15 protein-coding genes are annotated in these 21,104 nt (G+C 72.1%); 4 read left to right on the top strand and 11 right to left on the bottom strand.

Going from position 1 to position 21,104, the window contains the following annotated elements; all coding sequences use genetic code 11:
* From CW362_RS37840 to CW362_RS37825, 5 genes are all read right to left on the bottom strand, one after another.
* On the bottom strand, positions 1-2,674 hold a 2,674-nt coding region (locus CW362_RS37840), incomplete at its 3' end, for a hypothetical protein (protein ID WP_103554129.1).
* A gap of 12 nt (positions 2,675-2,686) precedes the next feature.
* A complete protein-coding gene (locus tag CW362_RS43930) occupies positions 2,687-2,830 on the bottom strand; it encodes a DUF6760 family protein (protein ID WP_167455655.1) in 144 nt (47 codons plus the stop codon).
* Entirely contained in the window at positions 2,827-3,312 is a 486-nt protein-coding gene (locus tag CW362_RS37835) for a hypothetical protein (RefSeq protein ID WP_240658260.1), read from the bottom strand. The genes CW362_RS43930 and CW362_RS37835 overlap by 4 nt, the downstream gene beginning before the upstream one ends.
* Complete coding sequence (locus tag CW362_RS37830) at positions 3,312-3,755, bottom strand: phage tail protein (protein WP_103554128.1); 444 nt, start codon at positions 3,753-3,755, stop codon at positions 3,312-3,314. The genes CW362_RS37835 and CW362_RS37830 overlap by 1 nt, the downstream gene beginning before the upstream one ends.
* A 108-nt stretch (positions 3,756-3,863) precedes the next feature.
* The gene (locus CW362_RS37825) at positions 3,864-5,438 is read right to left on the bottom strand and encodes a phage tail sheath family protein (RefSeq protein WP_103554127.1); all 1,575 of its coding nucleotides are present in this window, start codon (positions 5,436-5,438) and stop codon (positions 3,864-3,866) included.
* A 181-nt stretch (positions 5,439-5,619) separates the two neighbouring features.
* Here CW362_RS37825 and CW362_RS37820 point away from each other — a divergent pair, with 181 nt between their 5' ends.
* Both CW362_RS37820 and CW362_RS37815 read left to right on the top strand, forming a co-directional pair.
* On the top strand, positions 5,620-9,084 hold the full coding sequence (locus CW362_RS37820; RefSeq protein WP_240658259.1) for a phage tail protein: 3,465 nt from the start codon (positions 5,620-5,622) through the stop codon (positions 9,082-9,084).
* A gap of 1 nt (position 9,085) precedes the next feature.
* Entirely contained in the window at positions 9,086-9,778 is a 693-nt protein-coding gene (locus tag CW362_RS37815) for a hypothetical protein (RefSeq protein WP_103554126.1), read from the top strand.
* Between the two features lie 70 nt (positions 9,779-9,848).
* Here CW362_RS37815 and CW362_RS37810 read toward each other — a convergent pair whose 3' ends face one another.
* The 5 genes from CW362_RS37810 to CW362_RS37790 all read right to left on the bottom strand — a co-directional run bounded on the left by CW362_RS37810 (position 9,849) and on the right by CW362_RS37790 (position 17,334).
* Entirely contained in the window at positions 9,849-10,580 is a 732-nt protein-coding gene (locus tag CW362_RS37810) for a hypothetical protein (RefSeq protein WP_103554125.1), read from the bottom strand.
* A 33-nt stretch (positions 10,581-10,613) separates the two neighbouring features.
* Positions 10,614-12,674 (bottom strand): ATP-binding protein, encoded by a 2,061-nt coding sequence (locus CW362_RS37805; RefSeq protein WP_103554124.1) that lies wholly within the window; start codon positions 12,672-12,674, stop codon positions 10,614-10,616.
* A 238-nt stretch (positions 12,675-12,912) separates the two neighbouring features.
* Positions 12,913-13,605, bottom strand: coding sequence for a Pvc16 family protein (locus CW362_RS37800; protein ID WP_103554123.1), 693 nt, complete (start codon positions 13,603-13,605; stop codon positions 12,913-12,915).
* 19 nt (positions 13,606-13,624) lie between these two features.
* Complete coding sequence (locus CW362_RS37795) at positions 13,625-16,507, bottom strand: HYR domain-containing protein (RefSeq protein ID WP_162684363.1); 2,883 nt, start codon at positions 16,505-16,507, stop codon at positions 13,625-13,627.
* Between the two features lie 203 nt (positions 16,508-16,710).
* Positions 16,711-17,334 (bottom strand): helix-turn-helix transcriptional regulator, encoded by a 624-nt coding sequence (locus tag CW362_RS37790; protein WP_103554121.1) that lies wholly within the window; start codon positions 17,332-17,334, stop codon positions 16,711-16,713.
* A gap of 160 nt (positions 17,335-17,494) precedes the next feature.
* On the opposite strand from CW362_RS37790, the gene CW362_RS37785 reads away from it, so the two are divergent.
* Entirely contained in the window at positions 17,495-18,868 is a 1,374-nt protein-coding gene (locus CW362_RS37785) for a COG1470 family protein (protein WP_103554130.1), read from the top strand.
* 127 nt (positions 18,869-18,995) lie between these two features.
* On the opposite strand, the gene CW362_RS37780 is transcribed toward CW362_RS37785, so the two are convergent.
* Entirely contained in the window at positions 18,996-19,766 is a 771-nt protein-coding gene (locus CW362_RS37780; protein WP_103554120.1) for an eCIS core domain-containing protein, read from the bottom strand.
* Between the two features lie 431 nt (positions 19,767-20,197).
* On the opposite strand from CW362_RS37780, the gene CW362_RS37775 reads away from it, so the two are divergent.
* Complete coding sequence (locus CW362_RS37775) at positions 20,198-20,932, top strand: DUF1345 domain-containing protein (protein ID WP_103554119.1); 735 nt, start codon at positions 20,198-20,200, stop codon at positions 20,930-20,932.
* Positions 20,933-21,104 lie beyond the last annotated feature (172 nt).

Genomic DNA, 21,104 nt, shown 5'->3' with positions numbered 1-21,104 from the left:
TGGGGGTGCCGGCCCCGCCGGTCTCCCCCGGGGTGACGGCCGGGGCCGTCGTCCCCGGCGGCGGCTCCGCCACCGGTGGACCGGCCGGCTCGGGCTGCGCCGGCGGGTCGGGGGGCGGCTCGGTGACCGGCACGCCCTCCTCGGCGCGTTGCACGGCGGGCGCGGTGAACTCCACGGATCCGTCCGGCATCCACCGGGCCACCCCGGCGGCTACCGCCGCGGCCCCCGCGCTGACACCGGGCGGCATGGAGAGCGACGGCTCCTGCCCCTGGAGGGGCGGGGACGGGGGCGTCGGCGGGGCGGAGCGGCGCCCGAGCGGCGGAGCCGCACCGGGCACCGTCGTGAGCCGTTGCAGCGCGACCGCGGGGCCGAGGGCATCCAGTGCCTGAGGCGGGATGGAGGGCTGGAGGGCACCGTCGGGGAGGAGGGTGCCCGCGCCCGGGACTCCGGGGAATTGCGCGGGTCCGGGGAACCTGGGGCTGCCGGAGAACCCGGGGACGGCGTCCCGATGGTTCCGGGCGGGCGGGGCGCCGTCGGCGAGGGCCCGCGCGCCGGGGCCCACGGACCGCTGGACGACGCCGCCCGTTCCGCCGGGGGCCGCGTCGAAGTACGCGCTGCCGCCGCCGGTCGCCGTGTGCCCACCGCCGGGGCCGCCGTGGTCGTCGGAGCCGCCCGAGCGGCCTGCCGCGGCGTCGGCGGACCGGGCACGGCCTCCGGAACCGCCGGTCCCCGAAGCGGACGCCCCGCCCCCGGCCTGCTCCCACCGGACCGGGACCACGGGCGGGGGCCCGGCGGCGACCGGCGTCCCGGCGGACGGCGGCGGCACCGTGTAGAGAGGCAGCGACCGCTGGGCCACCAACGGGAACACCGGGCCGCTGCCCCGGGTCACCGCTCCGGCTCCGTCCTCCGTCCCGGACATCAGGCCGGGGAGGGCGGCCTCGTCCACGGCGTCGAGCCGCCGCAGCGGCATGGGAGTCGAGGCCGTCACCATCTCGCCCGGACCGGGGGCCTCCGGCACCACCGGGTCGCTCACCGCGAGCGGGCCGGCGTCCCCGAGCAGCGGTGCCCGGTCGCCCTCCCCGGGTACGGGCGTCATGTCGGCCGGCGGGGCCGTGCGGGACGGGCTCGCGGGAACGTCCAGCCGCTGCAGCGCGACCGGCCCCGACGGCGCGGTGCCACCCGTACCGGTGAACGGGCCGAGGGCGGCGTCCGGTCCTGGACCGGGGTCCGGCCGGGGGCCGGGAGGCGAACCGGCCCCCACGGCTTCGGCACCGGCACCGGTCACCGTCTCGGGCGGCGACGCCGTGCCGAGGTCCGTCCGGTCCGTGGTCAAGGGGGGTGTGTCGCCGAGCAACGGGGCGGTGCCCTCGTCCCCGGGCGACGACGCCCCGGGCTCGGCCGGACCCGCCACGACGTCCGGCACCGCCGGTGTCCGCTGAACACCCAAATGCTGCGGGGCCTCCGGGATCCGGGGCGTCCCCGGCTCCTCCACGGTCCGGGAGACGTACGGCCCGGACCGGGCGGAAGGGGACGCGGCAGGCCCGGCCGGGGGCGCAGCCCGGCCCGGAAGCGGCAGGGCGGTGGGCGGCAGCGCGGAGAGCGGCTCGCCGAGACCCCGGTGACGCGGACGCGGCGGAGCCGTGACGTCACGCTGCACGGCAGGCCTGGTGCCGTCCGCTCCGCCGGTGAGCGGAGCCGTGGGGGCGGTGGCGTCCGGTCCACCAGGGCGGGGCGCGGCGAGCGGGAGCGAGGTCGTGTCCCGTACCGCCGTCGGCCCTGCGGTGCCCGGCGCTTCGGTCCGCTGGACGACGCCGTCCTCCTCGTACTGCCCCGCGGGCGTGGCGAGGAGGTCGGCGACAGGCTCGGCCGACGCGTCCGGGGCCAGGGGACCGGGGGGCGCGTCCGGCGCGGACGGGGGGACCGCCGTGAGTTCCCGCGCGGGTACGTCCGGCGGCTCCGCGAGGACCAGCGGGCGGGCTGGTGCGGGGGCTGCCGGGGCCGACGGCAGCCGCATGACCATCGACGGAGCGGGCGGCGCCGTACCGGGGCCGGTCGACTCGACGACCGCCCGCTGAAGCGGGACCAGGGGAAGCGGCGCCGGTGCGGCAGGGAACGGGGTCGGGTTCGCCGTACGGTCCGGGCGCTGTGCCTGTGCCGTGTCCCCGGCCGGGGACACGGATCCGGAGACGACCGGGCCCCCCGTGCCGTAGGTGCCGCCCCGCAGTTCCCCGGCCCCGGAGGCGACGGCCGGAGCCGCGCCGGCCTCGGCCGTCCACGCCCCCGCGGGATCCTGCGCGCCCCGCGGTACGTCGAAGGCATGGGCCTGGGGCCGTACGCCCGTACGCTGCACCGGCGGCGTGGGCTGCGCCAGCCCGTGGCCGACGCCGGACGGCGCCCGCGCGCTGACAAGATGGCCGAGCGGTCCGGTGACCGTCGGGTCCTGCCAGGTACCCAGCCGTCCGCCGAACCCGCCGGGGTCGCTGACCAGCCCCATGGGCGCGCTCAGCGTCCGTTGCACGGGAGGTGTGAACCGCCAGCCGGCCGTGGCCGGCACGTCCGTCGCCGCGTCCGGCCCGGCAGGAGTCGTCCCGGCGTCGACGTCCGCTCGCGCCGTGGGCTCCGTGGCGCCCCGCGAGCCTCCGTCGCTCCTCGTCAGCCAGGACAGCAGTCCCATCTCGGTGTCCTCTCACCGCCCGTTGAGACGGGCGATCTGCTCGACGTACCGCTGCCGTTCGGGGTGTTCCAGGTCGAGCAGCTCGTCCAGCGGCCAGTGGAAGTGGTAGGCCAGGTACGCGATCTCCTCGTAGAGGCGCTCGACCGCGTACGTCACGATTCCCCCAGGCGGCCCCCGGCGAGGTCCACGGCGAAGTGTTCCTGGCAGGAGGGGCAGGTGACCGCGGCGCGGGTGTGGCCCTCCGCGTTGATCCGCCGGTAGAAGTCCTGGAGGAAGGCGAGGTCCGAGGCGAACAGGTCTTCCACGATGCCCGCGTGGACGTCCTCGACGGTACCGAGCCGGGTGATCACCCGGGCGATCAGCACCACCGAGAGGTACGCGGAGTTCTCCCGCACCCGGTCGTCCCGCAGCGGGATGAGCTCGTCCCGGGCGGTGGCCAGCCGCATCACACCGTGCCGGTGCACGGTGCCGGACTCGTCCACGTACCCCCGGGGCAGTTCGAAGGCGAACTCGGTGCGGAGCGTGTCACGCCCCGCACCGCCGGCGCTCTCGGCCGGTACCTGGGTGTGGTCCTGCCCCGGCGCGTCCGGGAACTGCTGTGCCGCCTGCCGCGTCCGGTCGGGCATCGTCCTGCGCATCACTCAACTTCCATGCTCTCGTACGTGATCGAGAGCTTCTCGGTGAGGACGGAGGTGTCGCCCGCCTTGAGGGTGCCGATCTCCAGCGACTTCGGCCAGGCGTTGACCAACTGGTAACGCTTGATGGCCTGGCCCTCGTAGTCGTAGACGATGATCGCGCCGTTCTTGCGGGCGTCGCTCATCTTCCCGAACCGGGACGACTTGATCCATGTCTCGAAGCTGTTGTCCTCGGTCAGACCGCGGGTGACGGTGACCTCGCCGGCCTTCGGGCGGCCCGGCAGCTTCTTGACGGCGTACTTGCCGTCGGCGGTGTTCTGCTTGAGCTCGATGACGTCCTGTTCCATCTTCAAGCCGCTGACCTCGGTGATCTGCTTGATCACCACACCGTCGAACTCCAGCCCGAAGGAGTGGCCGACAGAGCTGTCAAGTTCGGGAAGTGGCATCCCAGCCTCCATGGCTCATCTGGTGTGGGGAGCGGCGGTTCTCCGCCGCCCCGGGACCGGTCGGCGGGCGCCCCACTGCCGTGGGGCCGTGACCCGCCTGTCGTTGCGCTACTCGTCGACCGATCCCGTGCCGCCCGACAGCTGTGCCAGCCGGAACACCACGAACTCAGCGGGCTTGACCGGAGCGATCCCGACCTCGCAGACGACCTGGCCGGAGTCGATGCTCTCGGCGGGGTTGGTCTCCCGGTCGCACTTGACGTAGAACGCCTCGTCCGGGGTCAGCCCGAACAGCGCGCCCTTGCGCCACTCGTTGACCAGGAACGCCGAGATGGTGCGCCGGATACGTGCCCACAGGGCGTCGTCGTTCGGTTCGAAGACGACCCACTGGGTGCCCGTCAGGATCGACTCCTCGATGTAGTTGAAGAGCCGGCGTACGTTCAGGTAGCGCCAGGCGGCGTCGGAGGAGAGGGTGCGGGCGCCCCACACCCGGATCCCGCGGCCCGGGAAGGAACGGACGCAGTTGACGCCGATCGGGTTCAGCAGGTCGTGCTCGCCCTTGGTGATCTGCGTCTGGAGGCCGACCGCGCCCCGCAGGACCTCGTTCGCCGGCGCCTTGTGCACACCGCGCGAGGCGTCGTTGCGGGCCCACACCCCGGCGACGTGTCCGCTGGGCGGAACGAAGGTGTTGCGGCCCACCGACGGGTCGAAGACCTTGATCCACGGGTAGTAGAGCGTCGCGAACTTCGAGTCGAAGCCGGCCGTGTCCATCCGCCAGTTCTTGATCTGCTGCGGCGACAGCCCGGGGGGAACGTCCAGGATGGCGACCCGGTCGCCCATCAGCTCGCAGTGGGAGATCAGGGCCTGCTGCACCGAGATGACGGTCTCGGCGTCGAGGACGCCGCGCTGATGGGCGCTCATCAGGTCGGGCACGGAAACCATCGTGATCTCGTCGATGGCCTCCAGCCCGCCGAAGCCCGTCCGCTGGTCCGCGTCACCGATGTAGTCGTCGGCCGACAGCTCGACCGCGCCGGAGCTCGCCGGGACGGGGGCCGCGGGAGACCCGGCGGCCAGGACGACCGTGCCGGTGTCGGGCCTCGTCGACGCGGCGGCCCGGCTGACCTCCTCCAGGACGACGATCTGCGACTTCTCCTTGACCTTGGTGACGACGTTGTCCTTGCCGCGGCGGACGGACACCGAGGGGTAGGTCTCCTTCTCCTCCCCGTCCACCTTGATCACCAGCTTGAACGCCTCGTTCGGCGGTGCCTCGCCGTCGGCCGCGCCGACCTCGACCGTGACCTCACCGGTGACGCCCGGCAGTGCCCGGACCCGGAACCCGCCGAGCAGCGCCTCGGCCGCGGACCCGCCGCCCGCCGTCCCGCCCGCGGCTCCGGCCGGCAACTCCCCCGCGACGCCGTCCCCGCTGCCGCCGATCCGGACGACGTAGCAGTTCCCGCCCCCGTTGGCGAAGTACCCGTACACGGCGGACGCCAGATAGGAACCCTCGACGAAGTCGCCGAAGGCACCCACGTACTGGCTCCAGTTGGTGACGAGCGTCGGCTCGTTCAGGGGCCCTTGCGGGGCGAAGCCCAGAAACGCGGCGACCGAGGTGCCCACTCCCTCGATCGGTCGTGCCCCGGCCTCCACTTCTTCGACGTAGACGCCCGGGGACAGATACGACGGCATACCCACTCCTCCTTGACCAGCGGCCGAAGCCGATTCTGACTCCGGTCCCGATCACCCGGAACGCGTCGTCGGGCCGCGCCGCGGTGCACAGCCCGCTGCCCGATGAGGCAAGTCGCCCTTCCCCCTGCCGTAGCCGCCGTTCTCGTGTACGACGTGGCCACGAACACGAACACTTGCGGCCATGAAGGCGGTGCCGGACAAAAAGACCAGCGCGAGGACCGGCGCGGCGCCGGCCCGCCCGACCGCCCCTGCCCAGGCCCAGGCCCAGGACCGGCCCACGGTCGAGGGGTCCGGATCGCCCACCACGGCGGCCGGGCCGGAGACCGCTCCTCCCGCGGGCCTCGCCCCGCAGCAGTTGCGTCTGCTTCAGGCACGGGCGGGGAACGCGGCGGTGGCCCGCCTGGTCGCACAGCGCCAGACCGCGGCTCCGCCGTCCACGGCCGCTCCCGCCCCGGCCTCCACGGAGGCCCCGGCTCCGCCGGTCAAGCCGCCGCCGTCCGCGTCGCCCGCGTTCCAGGGCCTGAAGTCCGAGGTACGGGCGAAGAAGACCGCGTCCTCCCGGCACGCTCCCGCCGCGGCGGAGTCGAAGGCCGCGCAGGACGCCGCCGTCGCCCCGCCGGACGACAAGCAGGCCCAGGGCAAGGCCGCGCAGGCCGAGAAGATGAACGCCGCCAAGCCCGGTGTGTTCGACAAGGCCGGGTTCATCGCCGCGGTCAACCAGGCCATCGCCGCGCAGGCCCCGAAGAACCTCGCCGAGGCCGCCGACTACTCCGGATCCGGCAAGGCGGAGGCCGTCAAGGGGCAGGTCAGCGGCCAGGTCGGCCAGGGGAAGGCCGCCTCCGCCAAGGAGATCGCCACCGCCACCGAGGCGGCTCCGGACCTGTCCAAGGCCAAGGACAAGCCGGTCACCCCGCTCACTCCCGACGCTCCCCCGCCCGTCCCCGGCACCCCGGACCCGGCGGGCGCGGTCCCGGCCAGGCAACCGGACGCGGTCACCGACTTCTCCGGCGGGCCGCGGCAGATCGACCAGCAGATGGCCGACGCCGAGGTCACCGAGGACCAGCTCGCCAGGAGCAACGAGCCCCAGTTCACCGATGCCCTGACGACGAAGAAGGAGGGCGAACAGCACTCCGCCGCCGCGCCGGGACAGGCCCGCGGCGCCGAGGCCAAGCAACTCGCCGCCGCCAAGCAGGGCGCGGCCGCCGCCGGCGCCCGGGCCATGACCGGCCTCGCCGCCGCCCGGACCACCACCGGCAAGCAGGTCGACGGCGGCAAGGGCGCCACCAAGTCCGCCGACGAACGCAAGCGCGCCGAGGCCACCGCCCGGCTGCAGAAGGTCTTCGACGCCACCAAGTCCGACGTGGAGAAGACCCTGTCGGGCCTGGACAAGCTGGTCGACGAGAAGTTCACCGCGGGCGAGAAGGCCGCGCGGGACGCGTTCACGGCGGACCACAAGCGCCGGATGGACGCCTACAAGGACAAGCGCTACTCCGGCTTCACCGGCAAACTCAGGTGGGTCAAGGACAAGTTCGCGGGCATGCCGGAGGAGGCCAACCAGCTCTTCCAGGAATCACGCAAGCTCTACGTCGCGCGGATGCAGCAGGTGATCTCCTCCATCGCCGACGTCATCGGCACCGAACTCGGCAGGGCCAAGGACCGCGTCGCCAAGGGCCGTGCCGAACTCAAGGCCGAGGTGGACCGACTGCCCGCGGACCTGAGGAAGTTCGGCCAGGACGCCGCCAAGGACTTCACGGAGAAGTTCGACGGGCTGGAAGCCGACGTCAACGCGAAGTCGGACCAACTGGTGCAGGACCTCGCCCAGAAGTACACCCAGGCGCTGAACGCGGTCGACGACGAGATCAAGAAGCTCCAGGAGGAGAACAAGGGCCTGATCGCCAAGGCCAGGGACGCCGTCGTCGGCGTGATCCAGACCATCATCGAGCTGAAGAACATGCTGCTCGGTGTCCTGGCGAAGGCCGCCACCGCGGTGATGCAGATCATCAAGGACCCCATCGGGTTCCTCCGCAACCTGGTCACCGCCGTCAGCGCCGGACTCCGGCAGTTCATCGGCAACATCGCCGAACACCTGAAGAAGGGCCTGGTCTCCTGGCTGCTGGGCGCGGCCGCCGGTGCCGGCCTCGCCCTGCCCGCCAAGTTCGACCTCAAGGGCATCATCCAGCTCGTCTCCGGGCTGCTGGGGCTGACCTGGTCCAACATCCGCGCCCGCATCACCCGCAAGGGCGTCCCCGACCAGGCGGTCAGCGCCGCCGAACAGTCCGTACCCGTCGCCCAGGCCCTCCAGCGCGAGGGACCGGCCGGTGCGGTCGAGCACATCAAGGAGTCCGTCGGCGACCTCAAGTCGACGATCCTCCAGAAACTCACCGCCTACCTGATCCCCACCGTCATCGTCGCCGGCATCAGCTGGGTCGTCTCCCTGCTCACCCCGGCCTCCGCCTTCGTCCGCGCCGTCAAGGGCATCATCGACATCGTCACGTTCGTGGTGACCCAGGGCGGCCAGATCGTCCAGTTCGTCAATTCGATACTGGACGCGATCGTCGCCATCGCCAACGGCGGCGGAGGCGGCGTCCCCGCCCTCGTCGAGGGCGCCCTGGTCGCCTCCATCCCGGTCCTGATCGGCTTCCTCGCCTCCCTGCTGGGCATCGGCAACCTCGCCGGCAAGATCCGCCAGGTCTTCACCGCGGTCGCCCGCCCGGTCAACAAGGCCATCGACAAGATCGTCGACTTCATCGCGAAGGCGGCGAAGAAGCTGTGGGGGAAGTTCAGGAAGAACAAGAAAGAGAAACCGGCGGACAAGCAGGAGAAGGAAACCGGAAAAACACAGGAAATCAATTTCGCAAAACCACTCTCGATGCACAGGACCCCGCACACCCTGTATGTCAAGACTGTCGGCGGCCGAGTCCAGATCGGCATGGCGTCCGCAAAGATAGAAAAACTTCAGTCGCTCCTCGCTCAAGCCATGAGAAGCGTTCCCGACGGTCCGGACAAACCAGCGATCATGCAACAGTTCCAAGGGATCGCGGCCCGCTTGAACGAACTCGACAAAGAGAGTGTTTACGCAAAAGAGAGGAAGGCGACGGAAGACGCCCTCAAGCGTCAGGTCAACGACATCGCCGAACTCCTTGAATACATCGGACGAGAGTTCGGCTATCCGAGCTTGAAATCTTTGGGTCACGCCTCCGCCTGGGTTGTCGACGGAGAACTCAAAAACGAGTACCGCGGAAAACAGTTCCGCGAGAGCGTGTACGGAGGATGGCAGAGCACGACGTTGGCGTGGCGAGAATCCCACCGAGCCAGAATGAAGCGCGAGAAGACCGACATCCGCTGGAACACCCACCCTCTGAAATCGGTTCCGGAAACCTATGTGTGCCCCTCGTACGGGGGGAGGCCGCCGCACATCGCGGATCCGCGCGAAAACAAGGGACTCCTCTCGTTGGACCACAAGTCACCCTCGGTATCCGTACACTGGATGACCAAGGGAAGGGACACCACACACCCCGTCAGGAACTCGTTCTACAACGACACTTCCAACCTGGAGCCGATGTGCAAGAGTTGCAACTCCAGCAAGGGCGGGGATGAAATTACCGACTACACGGTCACGTCCAGGTTCCGAGGAAACGGAGAGTGAAGTGCACGAGGAGAGCAGCGAATTCGGTAGTATCGAAAGTGCAAATTTCTCGCTCTGGAGCCCCGTCTGCCGACAGGACGGATCCGATGTCAGCTGCCGATTCGACGTGACGTCACCAGAATTTCTCGGCATCAACCAGGCCGACTCACAGCTGTTGCAAGGGTTCGTGCAGGCCATGGACGTGTGCACAGGGACCGTGGAAAAATGGTCGGTGCAACGCTTCGTAACCCCCTACTACACATACAGCACAGACACCGAGAACTGGCAGGACGCGTTTCGACTTGCCTGGCGCGTCACCTTGTCCATTTCCGGCGCGTCTCGGTACAGGCAATGCGGCAAGGTCGGCCCGTATCCCGCGGACGGGCTCGATTCGACCTGGACGGACGAACTCAGCATCCTGCCGCTCGAACAAGAGGAAGTCGTGATCATCGCGAACGAGGGACCCGTTCGGGATATCTCGTTCCTGGAAGAGCGATCAGCAGGGAGACACCTAGAAGAAATCGAGTACGACTTTCCCGACTCTCCTGTGCGACAGGTCAGATACCATCTGGGCGCCATGCACCTGCCCACTTCCATCGACGCCGTCCGCCAGATCCTGGATCAGTGCAGGCCAAGATTCATGGTCAGCCACTCGTCGGTCGCGGCGGGCAGATCAGCCTGGCAAGTTCCTGCCGGGTGGACCGAAATCCGATAGGCAGGACTCGCTCGACGCCGCTTCCCGCACTTCCACACGGTCAGGTGCACGGCGGCGAATCCAGCCTGACCTACCCCGTCCACCACACCGCCTTGTTCGTGTCGTAGCCGCGGCTGGCGCTGTGGGCGGCTCGGGTGCCGCCGTTGCAGGGCTGGGCGCACAGGACACGCAGGTTGTCGACGTCGTTGGCCCAGCGTTTCGCCTCCGCGCGGGTGATCGCGCTGACGTTGCGGCCGTCGACCTCCCAGTTCACCGCCGTGGCGTTGGCCTGGACGTAGGCGAGGATCCCCGTGATGTGGTCGACGGCGACGTAGCGGTTGCCGTCCGCCGGCGTCGCGTCGGCCTGCTGAGGGATGTACGTGCCGCACTTCGCGCACGCGTACTCGGTCCGCCCGTTCGTGTTCCGGCTGTTCGCCGCACCCAGCACGGCGGCCGTCGTCTCGGGGGTGAACGGGATGTCCCTCCGGGTGCCGCTCCAGATGGCCTCGTTCCCGGGGGCCCTGCTCGGAAGCTCCGGGGCCCGGGGCGTGTCGGGGTCGAAGCCCCGCGCGGCCTGTTGCCGGGCGGACGCCGGCCGGTTGCCGTACGGGGAGTCGGAGACCGCCTTGCGCTTGGGCCGTTGCGGACCGACCATCCGCTGGGCGGTCACCAACCGCACCACCGCAGCGTTGCCGGCCGTCTGCTGCAAGTCGGACAGGGCGGCGAGCGGCGAGGCACACGGTTCACCGGCGCGCACGGTGCCCGCGGTACGGCGCGTCCGCTCCGGGGTCTGTTCCGCGAACCGTTCGTCATGGGCGCGCACAGCGGTCCTCCTCCGGTCGGTCGATCGTTTCGGTCACGGGACGAGCAGGTCGACGTAAGGGCCGAACTCGCTGGCCAGGGTCAGCCGGCCCAGCTTCTGGTACTCGCGCTGGATGGCGTGGATCAGCTGCCGCATGGTCAGGGGTGAGCCCGCGTCGGCGGTGAGGTAGGCCGCGGTGACCGCGATGGAGCGGATGTTGCCGCCGGCGAGTTCGAAGGAGTCGGCGCAGAAGGGGAGGTCCAGGTCGTCGGCGCCCGGCATGAGGGGGGCCAGGCATCGCTGCCAGAGGGCGAGGCGCCGGTCGGCGTCGGGGACGGGGAAGTCGATGACCAGGTCGAGGCGCCGGGTGAAGGCGTCGTCGAGGTTGGCGCGCAGGTTGGTCGCGAGGATGGCGAGGCCGTCGAAGGACTCCATGCGCTGGAGGAGGTAGGCGCTCTCGACGTTCGCGTAGCGGTCGTGGGCGTCCTTGACCTCGGAGCGTTTGCCGAAGATGGCGTCGGCCTCGTCGAAGAGGAGGACTCCGTTGACTCCCGCCGCCTCGGAGAAGATGCGCTCGAGGTTCTTCTCCGTCTCGCCGACGTACTTGTCGATGACCGTGGACAGATCGACGGTGTAGAGGTCCAGGCCGAGGTCGGCGGCGATGACCTCGGCGGACATGGTCTTGCCGGTGCCGGAGTCCCCCGCGAACAGGGCGACGACGCCCCGGCCGCGGGCGCCGCCGGGACGCATGCCCCATTCGCCGAGTACGACGTCGCGGTGGCGGGCGCGGGCCGTGAGCTCGCGGAGCTGGGTCAGCGGGTCGGGGGGCAGGACGAGGTCGTCCCAGCCGACGGCGGGTTCGATGCGGCGGGCGAGCAGGTCGAGTCCGGCGGAGTTCTGGGCCCGGGCGCCGCGGCGTACGTGCCCGGGGCGCAGCTCGGTGCCGTCCAGTACGGCGTTCTGGGCGGCGCTCCGGGCGGCGCGGGTGATCTGTTCGGGGTTGAGGAGGAAGGGGGACAGGAGGTTCACGAGGTTCACACCGCCGGGAAGCGGCTGCCCGTACGTGGTCTGCCACAGAGCGGCTCGCGCGGTCGGCTCGACGCGCGGCGCGTGCAGCAGCAGCGGGGGGCGGGTGGACCAGGCGGCGTCCCACGGGATCCGGCCGACGAGGACGACGGGGACCGGGGCTTCCGTCAACTGCCTGGACAGGGCGGCCCGTTCGCGGTCCCGGTCCAGGGCGTCGACCGGGACGCAGACCAGTCCCGCGCCGGTCAGCCGGGCCTCGCGGACGGCGGCGCGGACGGCGTCGGCGGGGACCGGGTCACGGGTGAGGCGGGCCAGGTCCAGGGTGAGCGCGGGGCGCCCCGCCTCGGCGAGGGCGGTGGCGGCGAGGGCGGGGCCCGCGCCGCCCTGCTCCTCCCGCAGGTAGACCAGCGGGATCCCGGCGGCGAGGGCCCGGGCCAGCGGGGCGGCGTCGCCCGCGCCGGGCACGGGCGGAGCCGGGGTCAGCAGGTCGGCGACCCGGGGGTCGGGGGTGTCGTCGCCGAGCAGGTGTGCGGTGACCCGGTCCGGTACGCGCAGGGCGCGCCCGAGGAACGGACGGTCGAGGTCCTCGACGATCAGCAGGCCGCCGGAGAGCAGCGGCGCGCCGGCGCCGAGGCGGGCTCGGGCGGAGGCGTCCGCCGGGGACAGTCCGCACAGTTCCAGAGCCAGGCCGACGGAGGGCCGGCGCCGGGTGACGTCGTCGTTGAGGTAGCCGTAGAAGGACTCGAACCGGGCGTCCAGATCGGGCAGGAGGGCGATGAGCAGGATCTCGACGTCGAGGTCGGTCAGGTCCAGGCCGACCGTGAGGCGGCGCAGGCTGGTGGGCGGGTCGGCGGTGTCGGCCCGCGTCTCGGCCTCGGCGTGCCGGGCGGCGTCCGTGCGGTCGGGGGCGGCGGGACGGGGCGGCGTGTCGAGGAGGCGGCCGACGGCCTCGTCGGTGAGGTAGAGCCCCCGGAAGGCGTCGTCGGGGTCGGGGTCGGTCTGCCTGCGGGCGGCGACGGCACGGCGTACCCGTTCCTCGACGAGGACCACCCGGTCCAGCAGGTGGCGAAGGCTGGGGTTCTCGGCGATGGGAGGCTCCTCGCTCCGCTCGGTGTGCGCGGGTGGGGTGGCGCGGGTCGTAGGTGGCCGGCCGCGCGGTCACCCGGGCCGCTCACGGGGCACGGTGTCGTGCCGGGCCCGGGCGAACCGGGACGGCACCGCGCCGACAGCGGACGACGCGGCGCCGACTCGTCCGCGGCGTCTCCGCGCCAGGGCGCGGCAGGGCACGGCACGGGTCCCGGAAACCGGAGCACCCGGCGGCCCCTGCTCATTCACGGACGCGCCGGGACAGCGCCGGCCGCGGGCGGCGCGGTGCCGCCGGCTCGTCCGCCCCGTCGGCCTCCCGTGCTCCCGCGGGGCCCTGCCCGGCGTGTCCGGTGCGCTCCGTGTTCTCCACTCCGAGCCGCAGTCCGCCCTCCTCGGTGACCGGCGGCCCCACCGGAACGGTTCCCGTACCGACGAGGGGGACGCTGACCACGAGGTCGAGGGAGGGCTTCAGCTCACCGCCGAGCGCGCTCCACACGTCCGCGAACGACCGGTCCTCGGGAGGCGGCAGCGCGATCGTCATCGGCACCGGCAGCGGAAGCCCGGCCAGTGAGCCGGTCAGGTGCTCGGCGGGCATGGCGTCGCTGCCCAGCAGGCACAGCAGGAGGGACGACAGCAGGCGGTGTTCGTCCTCGGGGCGCCGGGTCCAGGCGGTGATCAGGTAGGACAGCTTGAAGTACCGGGGCGGGCGGTGCCGGGCGACGACGGTGCCGCGCTCGTCGTACTCGTTGGACAGGCCGCGGGAACGGCGGCGCATGTCCTCCCGGATGTCGTAGAGGTACAGGTTGACGGTGGGCGCGTTGACCTTGGCCGCCCACTCGCGGGTGGGCGCGTCGAACACGACGCTGACCTGTGTGCCGCGCAGGGCGTCGTCGCGGACGAGGGCGCGCAGTGCGTCGTCCACCTCGTGGATCACGGTTCCACCTCCGTCGTGGTCATCCACGACCGCTGAAGTCGGGCGGCTGGAGGCTGCGGGGCACGACGAGGACCTTCTCCGTGTCGACCGGGTCGTATCCGGGCCCCGTCGCGCGCAGCAGCCGTGATCCGGTCCGGTCCTTGCGCAGGACGAGGACCTGGGCGCGGAACGTCCCGTCGGCCTCCACCCGCACCGGGACCGTCGCGGCGGTGATGCCCGCGCTCCACTTCAGTCCCACGACGGTCCCGGCCGGGAAGTCGCGGCCCTCGGCGAGGACGACGTCGCCGAGCCGGGCGACGAGGGGGGCGACGGTCAGCACGGGCTGCAGGACGCGGAGCCGGACCGTGTCGGTGTTGTTGGCGGGGACCGGATCGGCCGGTGTGCCGGCGACCCGGGCCGTCAGGGTGCCGCTGGTGGCCTTGTCGTACGACAGCCGGGTGGTGACCTGGATCCGGCCGCCGGCCTTCAGGGTGCAGGGGGTGGCGGCGGTGCAGCGGTCCTGGGGGCCCACCACGGTGGCGGTCCCGGGGGGTGCGGAGGTCAGGACGATGTCCGTCGCGTCGTCCGGTCCGGCGTTGGTGAGGGTGAACGTCGTCGTGACGGTGCCGCCGGTGAAGGCGGGCTGCGGGTCGACGGCGGCGGTCACGGCGAGGTCGGCGGCGGGCGGGACGGGGCCGGGCGTCATCAGGATGACGGTCACGACGGCGGTGTCGGTGCCGGTGTTGCCCGCCTTGTCGGTCGCCGTGCAGGTGACCGTGGTCCTCCCGACCGGGAAGGTGGAACCGGAGGGCGGGGTGCACCTGGTGGGGAGGGTGCCGTCGACGAGGTCCTGGGCGGTGGAGGTGTAGCGGACGGTGGCACCGCTCGGGTTCAGGGTCCGCACGGTCCGGTCGTCCACCCGGACGACGGGCTTGCCGTCGTCGACGACGGTGAAGACGGCGGTGTCGGTGCCGGTGTTGCCCGCCTTGTCGGTCGCCGTGCAGGTCACGGTGGTCCTCCCGACCGGGAAGGTGTAGCCGGACGGGGGCATGCAGGTGACGGACACGGTTCCGTCGACGAGGTCCTGGGCCGTGGCGGTGTACTCGATCACGGCGCCGTCGGGGCCGGTCGCCGGCTCGGTGCGGTCCTCGACGGTGACCACGGGCGCGGTCGTGTCGACCACCGTGATCACGGCGGTGTCGGTGCCGGTGTTGCCCGCCTTGTCGGTCGCCGTGCAGGTCACCGTCGTCGGGCCGAGCGGGAACACCGAACCCGACGGCGGGACGCAGGTGACCGGCACCCTCCCGTCGACCTTGTCCTCCGCCGACGCGGGATACTCCACCGCCGCGCCGTCGGGACCGGTCGCCTCCGCGGTCCGGTCGTCGACGGTCACGATGGGCGCGGTCGTGTCGACGACGGTGACGACGGCGCTGCCCGTACCGGTGTTCCCGTGGGAGTCCGTCGCCGTGCAGGTCACCTTGGTCTCCCCGAGCGGGAACACCGAACCCGACGGCGGGACGCAGGTGACCGGCACCCTCCCGTCGACCTTGTCCTCCGCCGACGCGGGATACTCCACCGCCGCGCCGTCGGGGCCGGTCGCCTGCGCGGTGCGGTCCTCGACGGTGACGACGGGGCCGGTCGAGTCGGTCACCGTGATCACGGCCGTGTCGCGGCCGGTGTTGCCCGCCCTGTCGGTCGCCGTGCAGGTGACCGTGGTCCTCCCGATCGGGAAGGTGGAACCGGGGGGCGGCTCGCACCTCACCGGTACGTCGCCGTCGACGTTGTCGTACGCGGTGACCGGGTAGTCGACGAGCGCGCCGTCCGGGCCGGTGGCCTCCACCGTACGGTCGTCGACGGTCACCGAGGGAGCGGTCACGTCGTTGACGGTGATGCGGATCTGCTCCCGGAAGTCCGGGTCGGCCGCCGGGCCGAGGGAGAACTGGACCGTGCAGGAGAGCGTGGCGCCCTGCGGCGCGTCCGGGGACACCGTGATCCGCTCGCTGAAGGAGGCGGTCTCACCGCTGGTCACCTGGACGTTCGCCGGGGACAGGGAGACGCTCAGCGAGCGGTCGCAGTCGACGAGCTGGTGGCCGACGGAGACGGGGAGGTTCGTGAGGCCCCGGACGATGGCCTCCGACACGTCGTTCGCGTTGATGTCCTGGCTGTACGTACCGCCGGTGGCCCGGGTGACGAGGGTGGCCTGGCCGTTCTGGCTGTCGAGTCCGTTGCCGCTCACGGAGACGGCGAACACCTTCACACCATGGTCCTGAAGCTCCCCGACGACGTCGGTGAACCTGTGTCCGTGGCTGGGATCGTGGGTGGGGGCGTCACCGACCAGCACCACGATGGGGCTGGCGCCGTCCCGGAACGTGTTCCGGCCGCCGACGCCGGTCGCCACCTCGTGGAGGGCGTTCCCCCAGTCCTCCGGGGTGTCGCCGCCCTCGTCGGCGGTCAGGGCGTCCACCCCGTCCTGGATGGCACGGCGGTCGGCGGTGAACGCCTGGTGCAGGATGAAGAGCCGGTCCGCATCGGCCTGGTCGCCGTAGCCGGCGACGGCGAACCGGGAATCGGGCTGCACGGCGAAGACCTGGTTGACGATCATCGGCAGGTTGGCCTTCACGTTGCCGATGGCATCGTCCATGCTCCCGGTGTTGTCCACCAGCAGCACGACATCCGGCTTGGGCGGCACCGCCGGGGTCCGCACCTGCTTGTCCACGGTGATCGAGGCACCGGGGTCCAGTGACCGTTCCACCAGTGCCGGCGTGACCGGGGGCGCCGGGGACACGGACGGTGAGGGCGAGGAGGACGGCGAGGGCGAAGCCGTCGTCCGGGCCCGCGGCGCCGGGTCGGTGATGCCGGCTCCCATCGCGCCGAGCCCGAGGACCGCGGCCATCAGGCCCGCCCGCAGCCGTAACAACCGCACGACTTCCCCTCCCAGATCGGCGTCCGCCCCACCGTCCCCGGCACCGCCCCTCGGCGGAGCGGCACTCGGGACACCCCCCGGGGAAGCACGGTCTGCCCCTCCGGGCAATCCGCCCCTCCCCCGGGGCCCTCCCGCCGCGACGCCGCAGCGATCCGTCGGAAGGCCCGGCGGGCCGCCCCCTTCGGATCAGCGGGCCGCCTCCCTCAGATCAGCCCCTGCCGGAGCGCGTAGGCGACGACGTGCGAGCGGTTGCGCAGGTGCAGCCGGGTGACGAGCTCGTGCAGGATGTTCTTGATGGTGCGTTCGGAGTAAGCGAGTTTCGAGGCGATGTCCCCGGTGTCGTACCCCTCGGCGACGAGCCGGACGACCTCGATCTCCCGGTCGGTGAGCCCGCTGAAGTTCAGGCCGCGCGGCGCCAGGACCTGGCTCTGCAACTGGCCGACCTGCTCCAGCAGGCGGCCCAGCAGATCGGCGGGAACGCTTCCCTCTCCCCTGGCCACCGCGTTGATCACCTGCACCAGCCGCTCCGGCGTCGCCTCGGACCGGCGCAGGATGCCCGCCACCCCGCACTCGGCGGCACCGACCAGCTGCTGGTCGTCGATGCGGGTGGCGATCAGCGCCATCCGGGCCGCCGTCGTCCGCCGTACGTGCCGGAGGATCCGCAGCGACTCCTCGTCTATGGTCTCCACGACGACCACCACCACCGCGGCGGCCGTTTCCTCCCCCTCTTCCTGCAGCCGGATCTCCGGCCGGGGCCGCAGCTGTGAGGCGACCCCCGCCCTGGAGATCGGGTCATCCGCGCGTAAGCACACAACTATCCGGTCCACCACGGTCTCCCCCCTGGTCAAGCGCCTCGCGGCGCGTCGAGCAGTATGCGGCAGGCGACTCCACACGAAGTCAACAAGGCATCAATGGGCACATCAGCTTCCCGAAAGTCTTCCTGAGCGGCCCGTGTAGACCACTGTCACCGGCCTTACCGTGCCGCTCATGACAACTGCGGCGAGCCTGGACACGACCGCTGTGACGGCCGAGCCTGGTGGGCGGATCGAAGTTCCCCTCCAGATACGCAACTCCGGCAGCACGGTGGAGGAGTACCGCTTCGAGGTCGTGGGTCCGGCAGCGGCCTGGGCGACCGTCGAACCGACGAGCCTTTCGCTGTACCCGGACAGCACGGGCACCGCGGTCCTCGCGCTGAGCCCGCCCCGTAGCTCGGAGGTACCGGCCGGGGACGTCCCGTTCGGGGTGCGGGTGGTGCCCGCCAGCGCCCCCGACACCACGGTGGTACCCGAGGGCGTCGTCACCGTCCTGCCCTTCGCCTCGATCACCGGGGAGCTGGTGCCCCGCGGGTTCGACGGCGCCTGGCGCGGCCGTACGGACGTGGCCGTCGACAACCACGGCAACACCCCGATCACCGTGCAACTGGCGGCCCAGGGGGACAGCTCCCGGGTGCGGCTGGGCCTCTCCCGGGAGACCGTCGAGCTGCTGCCGGGCGCGGCCGAGCTGTCACGGCTCACCCTGCGTCCGACACGACGGCTGTGGCGCGGCACTCCCGTCGTGCACCCCTTCCAGGTGGTGGTGACGCCCGCGGGCGAACTGCCGCACGAGGCGGTGTCCCTGGACGGCACCTACCAGCAGAACGCGATACTGCCCCGCTGGCTGCCGCGCGCCCTGATGGCGGCGGTGGCCGCGGCCGTGGCCCTGGCCGTCCTGTGGTTCGCCCTGCTGCGCCCGGTGGTGCGGTCGGCGGCCAAGGAGGAGTCCAAGAAGCAGGTGGCGGCCGCGATGTCACCGAGCCCCGGTGCATCCGGCGGCGGTGGTGCGTCGGCGGGCGCCGGCGGAAGCGGGAAGGGACAGGACGCGGCAGGTGGTGGTTCACCGAGCCCCGGCGCCTCGGCCGGATCGACGGCCGGAAGTACCGGCGGGGGCACGGGCGGAACGGGTGGCGGAGGTGCGGGAGGAAGCGGCGGCGGGGCCGCGGGGGACCCGCGCAGCGCTCAGGTCGAGGTCAAGGACTCGGCGGGCGGCGATCCCACGGCCGGCACGGTGTTCCGTGTCCCGAAGGACCAGGTGCTGGACCTGACGGACCTCGTGGTGCAGAACCCGCAGGGCGACTCCGGCACCGTCGTCATCGCCGCCGAGGACCGGACCCTGCTGCGGCTCGCGCTGCAGAACTTCCGTGACCAGGACTACCACTTCGTCACCCCGATCGCGGTGCCCGCCGGGGGACGGATCACCATGACGGTGACCTGCGCCAAGGTCGGACAGCCGGTGGGCGCTCCGAAACCGGGCCAGTGCGAGGAGTCGGTGCTGGTCGGCGGGACGCTGCGGTCGGTGCCCAGCGCCTCCCCCTCCGCGGCCTGAGCCGACCGGAGCACGGCCGGAACCAGCGGCCGGTCCGGCATCCCGGCGAGCGGGGCCGGGCCGCCCGGGACGGCGAGCCGGAACGGCCCCGGGCGGCGGACTCGAGCCGGGCCCGGGGCCGTTCCGGTCACGCGTCACCCGGCTCGTCCTGCTCCTCCTCCTCGGCCCGTTGCACGAACAGCCCCTGCACGTCGGCGGGTTGCTCGTCGTCCTGCTCGGACTCCCGCTGGACCACCGCGGACGGCCCGGCGACGGCCGTCGCCCCCTCCGGGGCATGTGCGGCCGGGGCCGGGGCGGACATGACGCGTTCGGCGTTCGCGCTGGCCTCCCGCTCGTACCGGTCCGAAGGGTCGCTGACCCGGATCCCACCGGGTGCCGTGGTCCCGTCGACCGGGCCGCTGCGCTGCTGGATCACATGGGTCAGTTCATGGGCGAGCGTCGTGCGCCCGGCGTGGGACGACGGATCGTAGGCGTCCCGCTGGAAGACGACGTTGCTGCCGACGGTGTAGGCATGCGCTCCGACGGACTTCGCGGACTCGTGCGCGGCGTCGCCCGTGTGCACCCGTACGTCGGAGAAGTCCGCTCCGAGCCTCGCCTCCATGTCGGAGCGGACATCGGCACCGAGGGACTGCCCGGAACCGGATCCGACGACGTCGTGCACGGGCGAGCGCTGGGCCGAGAGGGCCTCCTCGTCCTGCTCCCGCTGGAGCATGGCGCCCACCGCGCCGTTGCCGACGGCACGCTGGAGCGTGCCCATGCCGGACGGGCCCAGGACATCGGGGCGGCCCGCGGCCGCCGCCTTGAACAGCCTCGACTCGTCGGTCCGGGACTGCCCGTGGCCGGATTGCCGGTGGTCGTGATCGTGGTCGTGATCGTGATCGTGTACGTGATCGGGCATTCTCACTCCCTGGGACGGCTGGCGGCAGACCTCTCTCACCCTGACACTGCCTCAGCGCGTGCGCGGGGTACAGGCGCGCGGCTGTCCACGGGAGTGCAGCCACCGCTGCCCGATGGGGCAGACGCCGTCCCGGGTGTCCGTGTGCCGGCCCGCCCCTTCGGACCGTGCCGGGTTCCACTTCGCGGTCGGCGTGCCCACCGCCGTACCGCCGACGCCGAAGGTGCGGAGACCGGGCCGCCACCGTACGCGAGGCCTCTGCGCCCGCCGCCTGCGCGCGCTGCGCGAACGAGGGCGGCGCGCTGTCGTCGGCCCAGCTCGCCGACCGGCCGACGGCCCTGCCCGCCGTACGCGCCGGGCACCGGGGCCGCAGGCGGGCGGGACCTGCGGTGACCTGTCACTCGATCGACATGTGACGCGCGACAATCGCCTGCATGGATGACATATCGAGCGACACCGAGAGCCGACTCGTCAGGATCGAGCGGCTCCTGGAGTCCGGCGGGCGTGAAGTGGCGCCCGCCTGGCGGAGGGTGACGCACGGTGAGCCGCGCTGGGCGGTGACCGCCGCGATCCTGGTGGCGGTCGCCCTCCAGCTGAAGCTGCCGGAGCCTTTGACCTTGCTGCCGTTCGGGGTGCTGCCGGGCCTGGAGGTGGTCCTGCTGACGGGCCTCGTCGCCGCGAACCCCCGCCGGGTCGAGCCCCGGAACAAGCGGCTGCGGTCGCTGGGTCTGGCTCTCATCGGTCTGATCAGCCTGGCCAACGGCTGGGCCGCCGCCCAGCTGGTGAGAGGCCTCGTGCACGGCACCGAAGGGTCGGGCGCCGCGAAGCTGCTGCTCACCGGTGGCAACATCTGGCTGACGAACGTCATCGTGTTCGCCCTGTGGTACTGGGAGCTGGACCGGGGCGGACCGGCGAACCGGATGATGGGTCACCGGCAGTTCGCCGACTTCCTCTTCGTGCAGATGCAGAGCCCCGGATCCGCGCCGCCGGACTGGGAACCGGCGTTCCTGGACTACCTGTACCTCTCCTTCACCAACTCCGCCGCGTTCAGCCCGACCGACGTGATGCCGCTGTCCCGCTGGGCCAAGATGCTGATGATGCTCCAGTCCACGGTCTCCCTGATGACCGTGGTGCTGGTCGTGGCCCGCGCGGTCAACATCCTCGATTGACCGTCCCCGCCGCCGTCCCGCCGTGACCGTCCCCCCGACCGGCCGGTACCGCCGATGCCCGGTACCGGCCGGTCGGGGCGGTCGTGCGTCCGCCGGTCACCGCCGTCGAGGAGGACGGGGCCCCGTCCTCCTCGACGAGCGGCTTCCCGGCCCCCGCCTACCGCTCGCCGCC

The sequence above is a fragment of the Streptomyces populi genome (assembly GCF_002911015.1).
Taxonomy (GTDB): Bacteria; Actinomycetota; Actinomycetes; order Streptomycetales; family Streptomycetaceae; genus Streptomyces; species Streptomyces populi.
The sequence above is the reverse complement of the archived record's forward strand: the minus strand, read 5'-3'. Positions and strand labels throughout refer to the sequence as shown.

What these genes read in the sequence shown, in the direction of transcription:
- CW362_RS37825 (WP_103554127.1), bottom strand. Translation starts at nt 5,438, where the DNA reads ATGCCGTCGTATCTGTCCCCGGGCGTCTACGTCGAAGAAGTGGAGGCC.
- CW362_RS37835 (WP_240658260.1), bottom strand. Translation starts at nt 3,312, where the DNA reads ATGCGCAGGACGATGCCCGACCGGACGCGGCAGGCGGCACAGCAGTTC.
- CW362_RS37775 (WP_103554119.1), top strand. Translation starts at nt 20,198, where the DNA reads ATGGATGACATATCGAGCGACACCGAGAGCCGACTCGTCAGGATCGAG.
- CW362_RS37780 (WP_103554120.1), bottom strand. Translation starts at nt 19,766, where the DNA reads ATGCCCGATCACGTACACGATCACGATCACGACCACGATCACGACCAC.
- CW362_RS37830 (WP_103554128.1), bottom strand. Translation starts at nt 3,755, where the DNA reads ATGCCACTTCCCGAACTTGACAGCTCTGTCGGCCACTCCTTCGGGCTG.
- CW362_RS37785 (WP_103554130.1), top strand. Translation starts at nt 17,495, where the DNA reads ATGACAACTGCGGCGAGCCTGGACACGACCGCTGTGACGGCCGAGCCT.
- CW362_RS37820 (WP_240658259.1), top strand. Translation starts at nt 5,620, where the DNA reads ATGAAGGCGGTGCCGGACAAAAAGACCAGCGCGAGGACCGGCGCGGCG.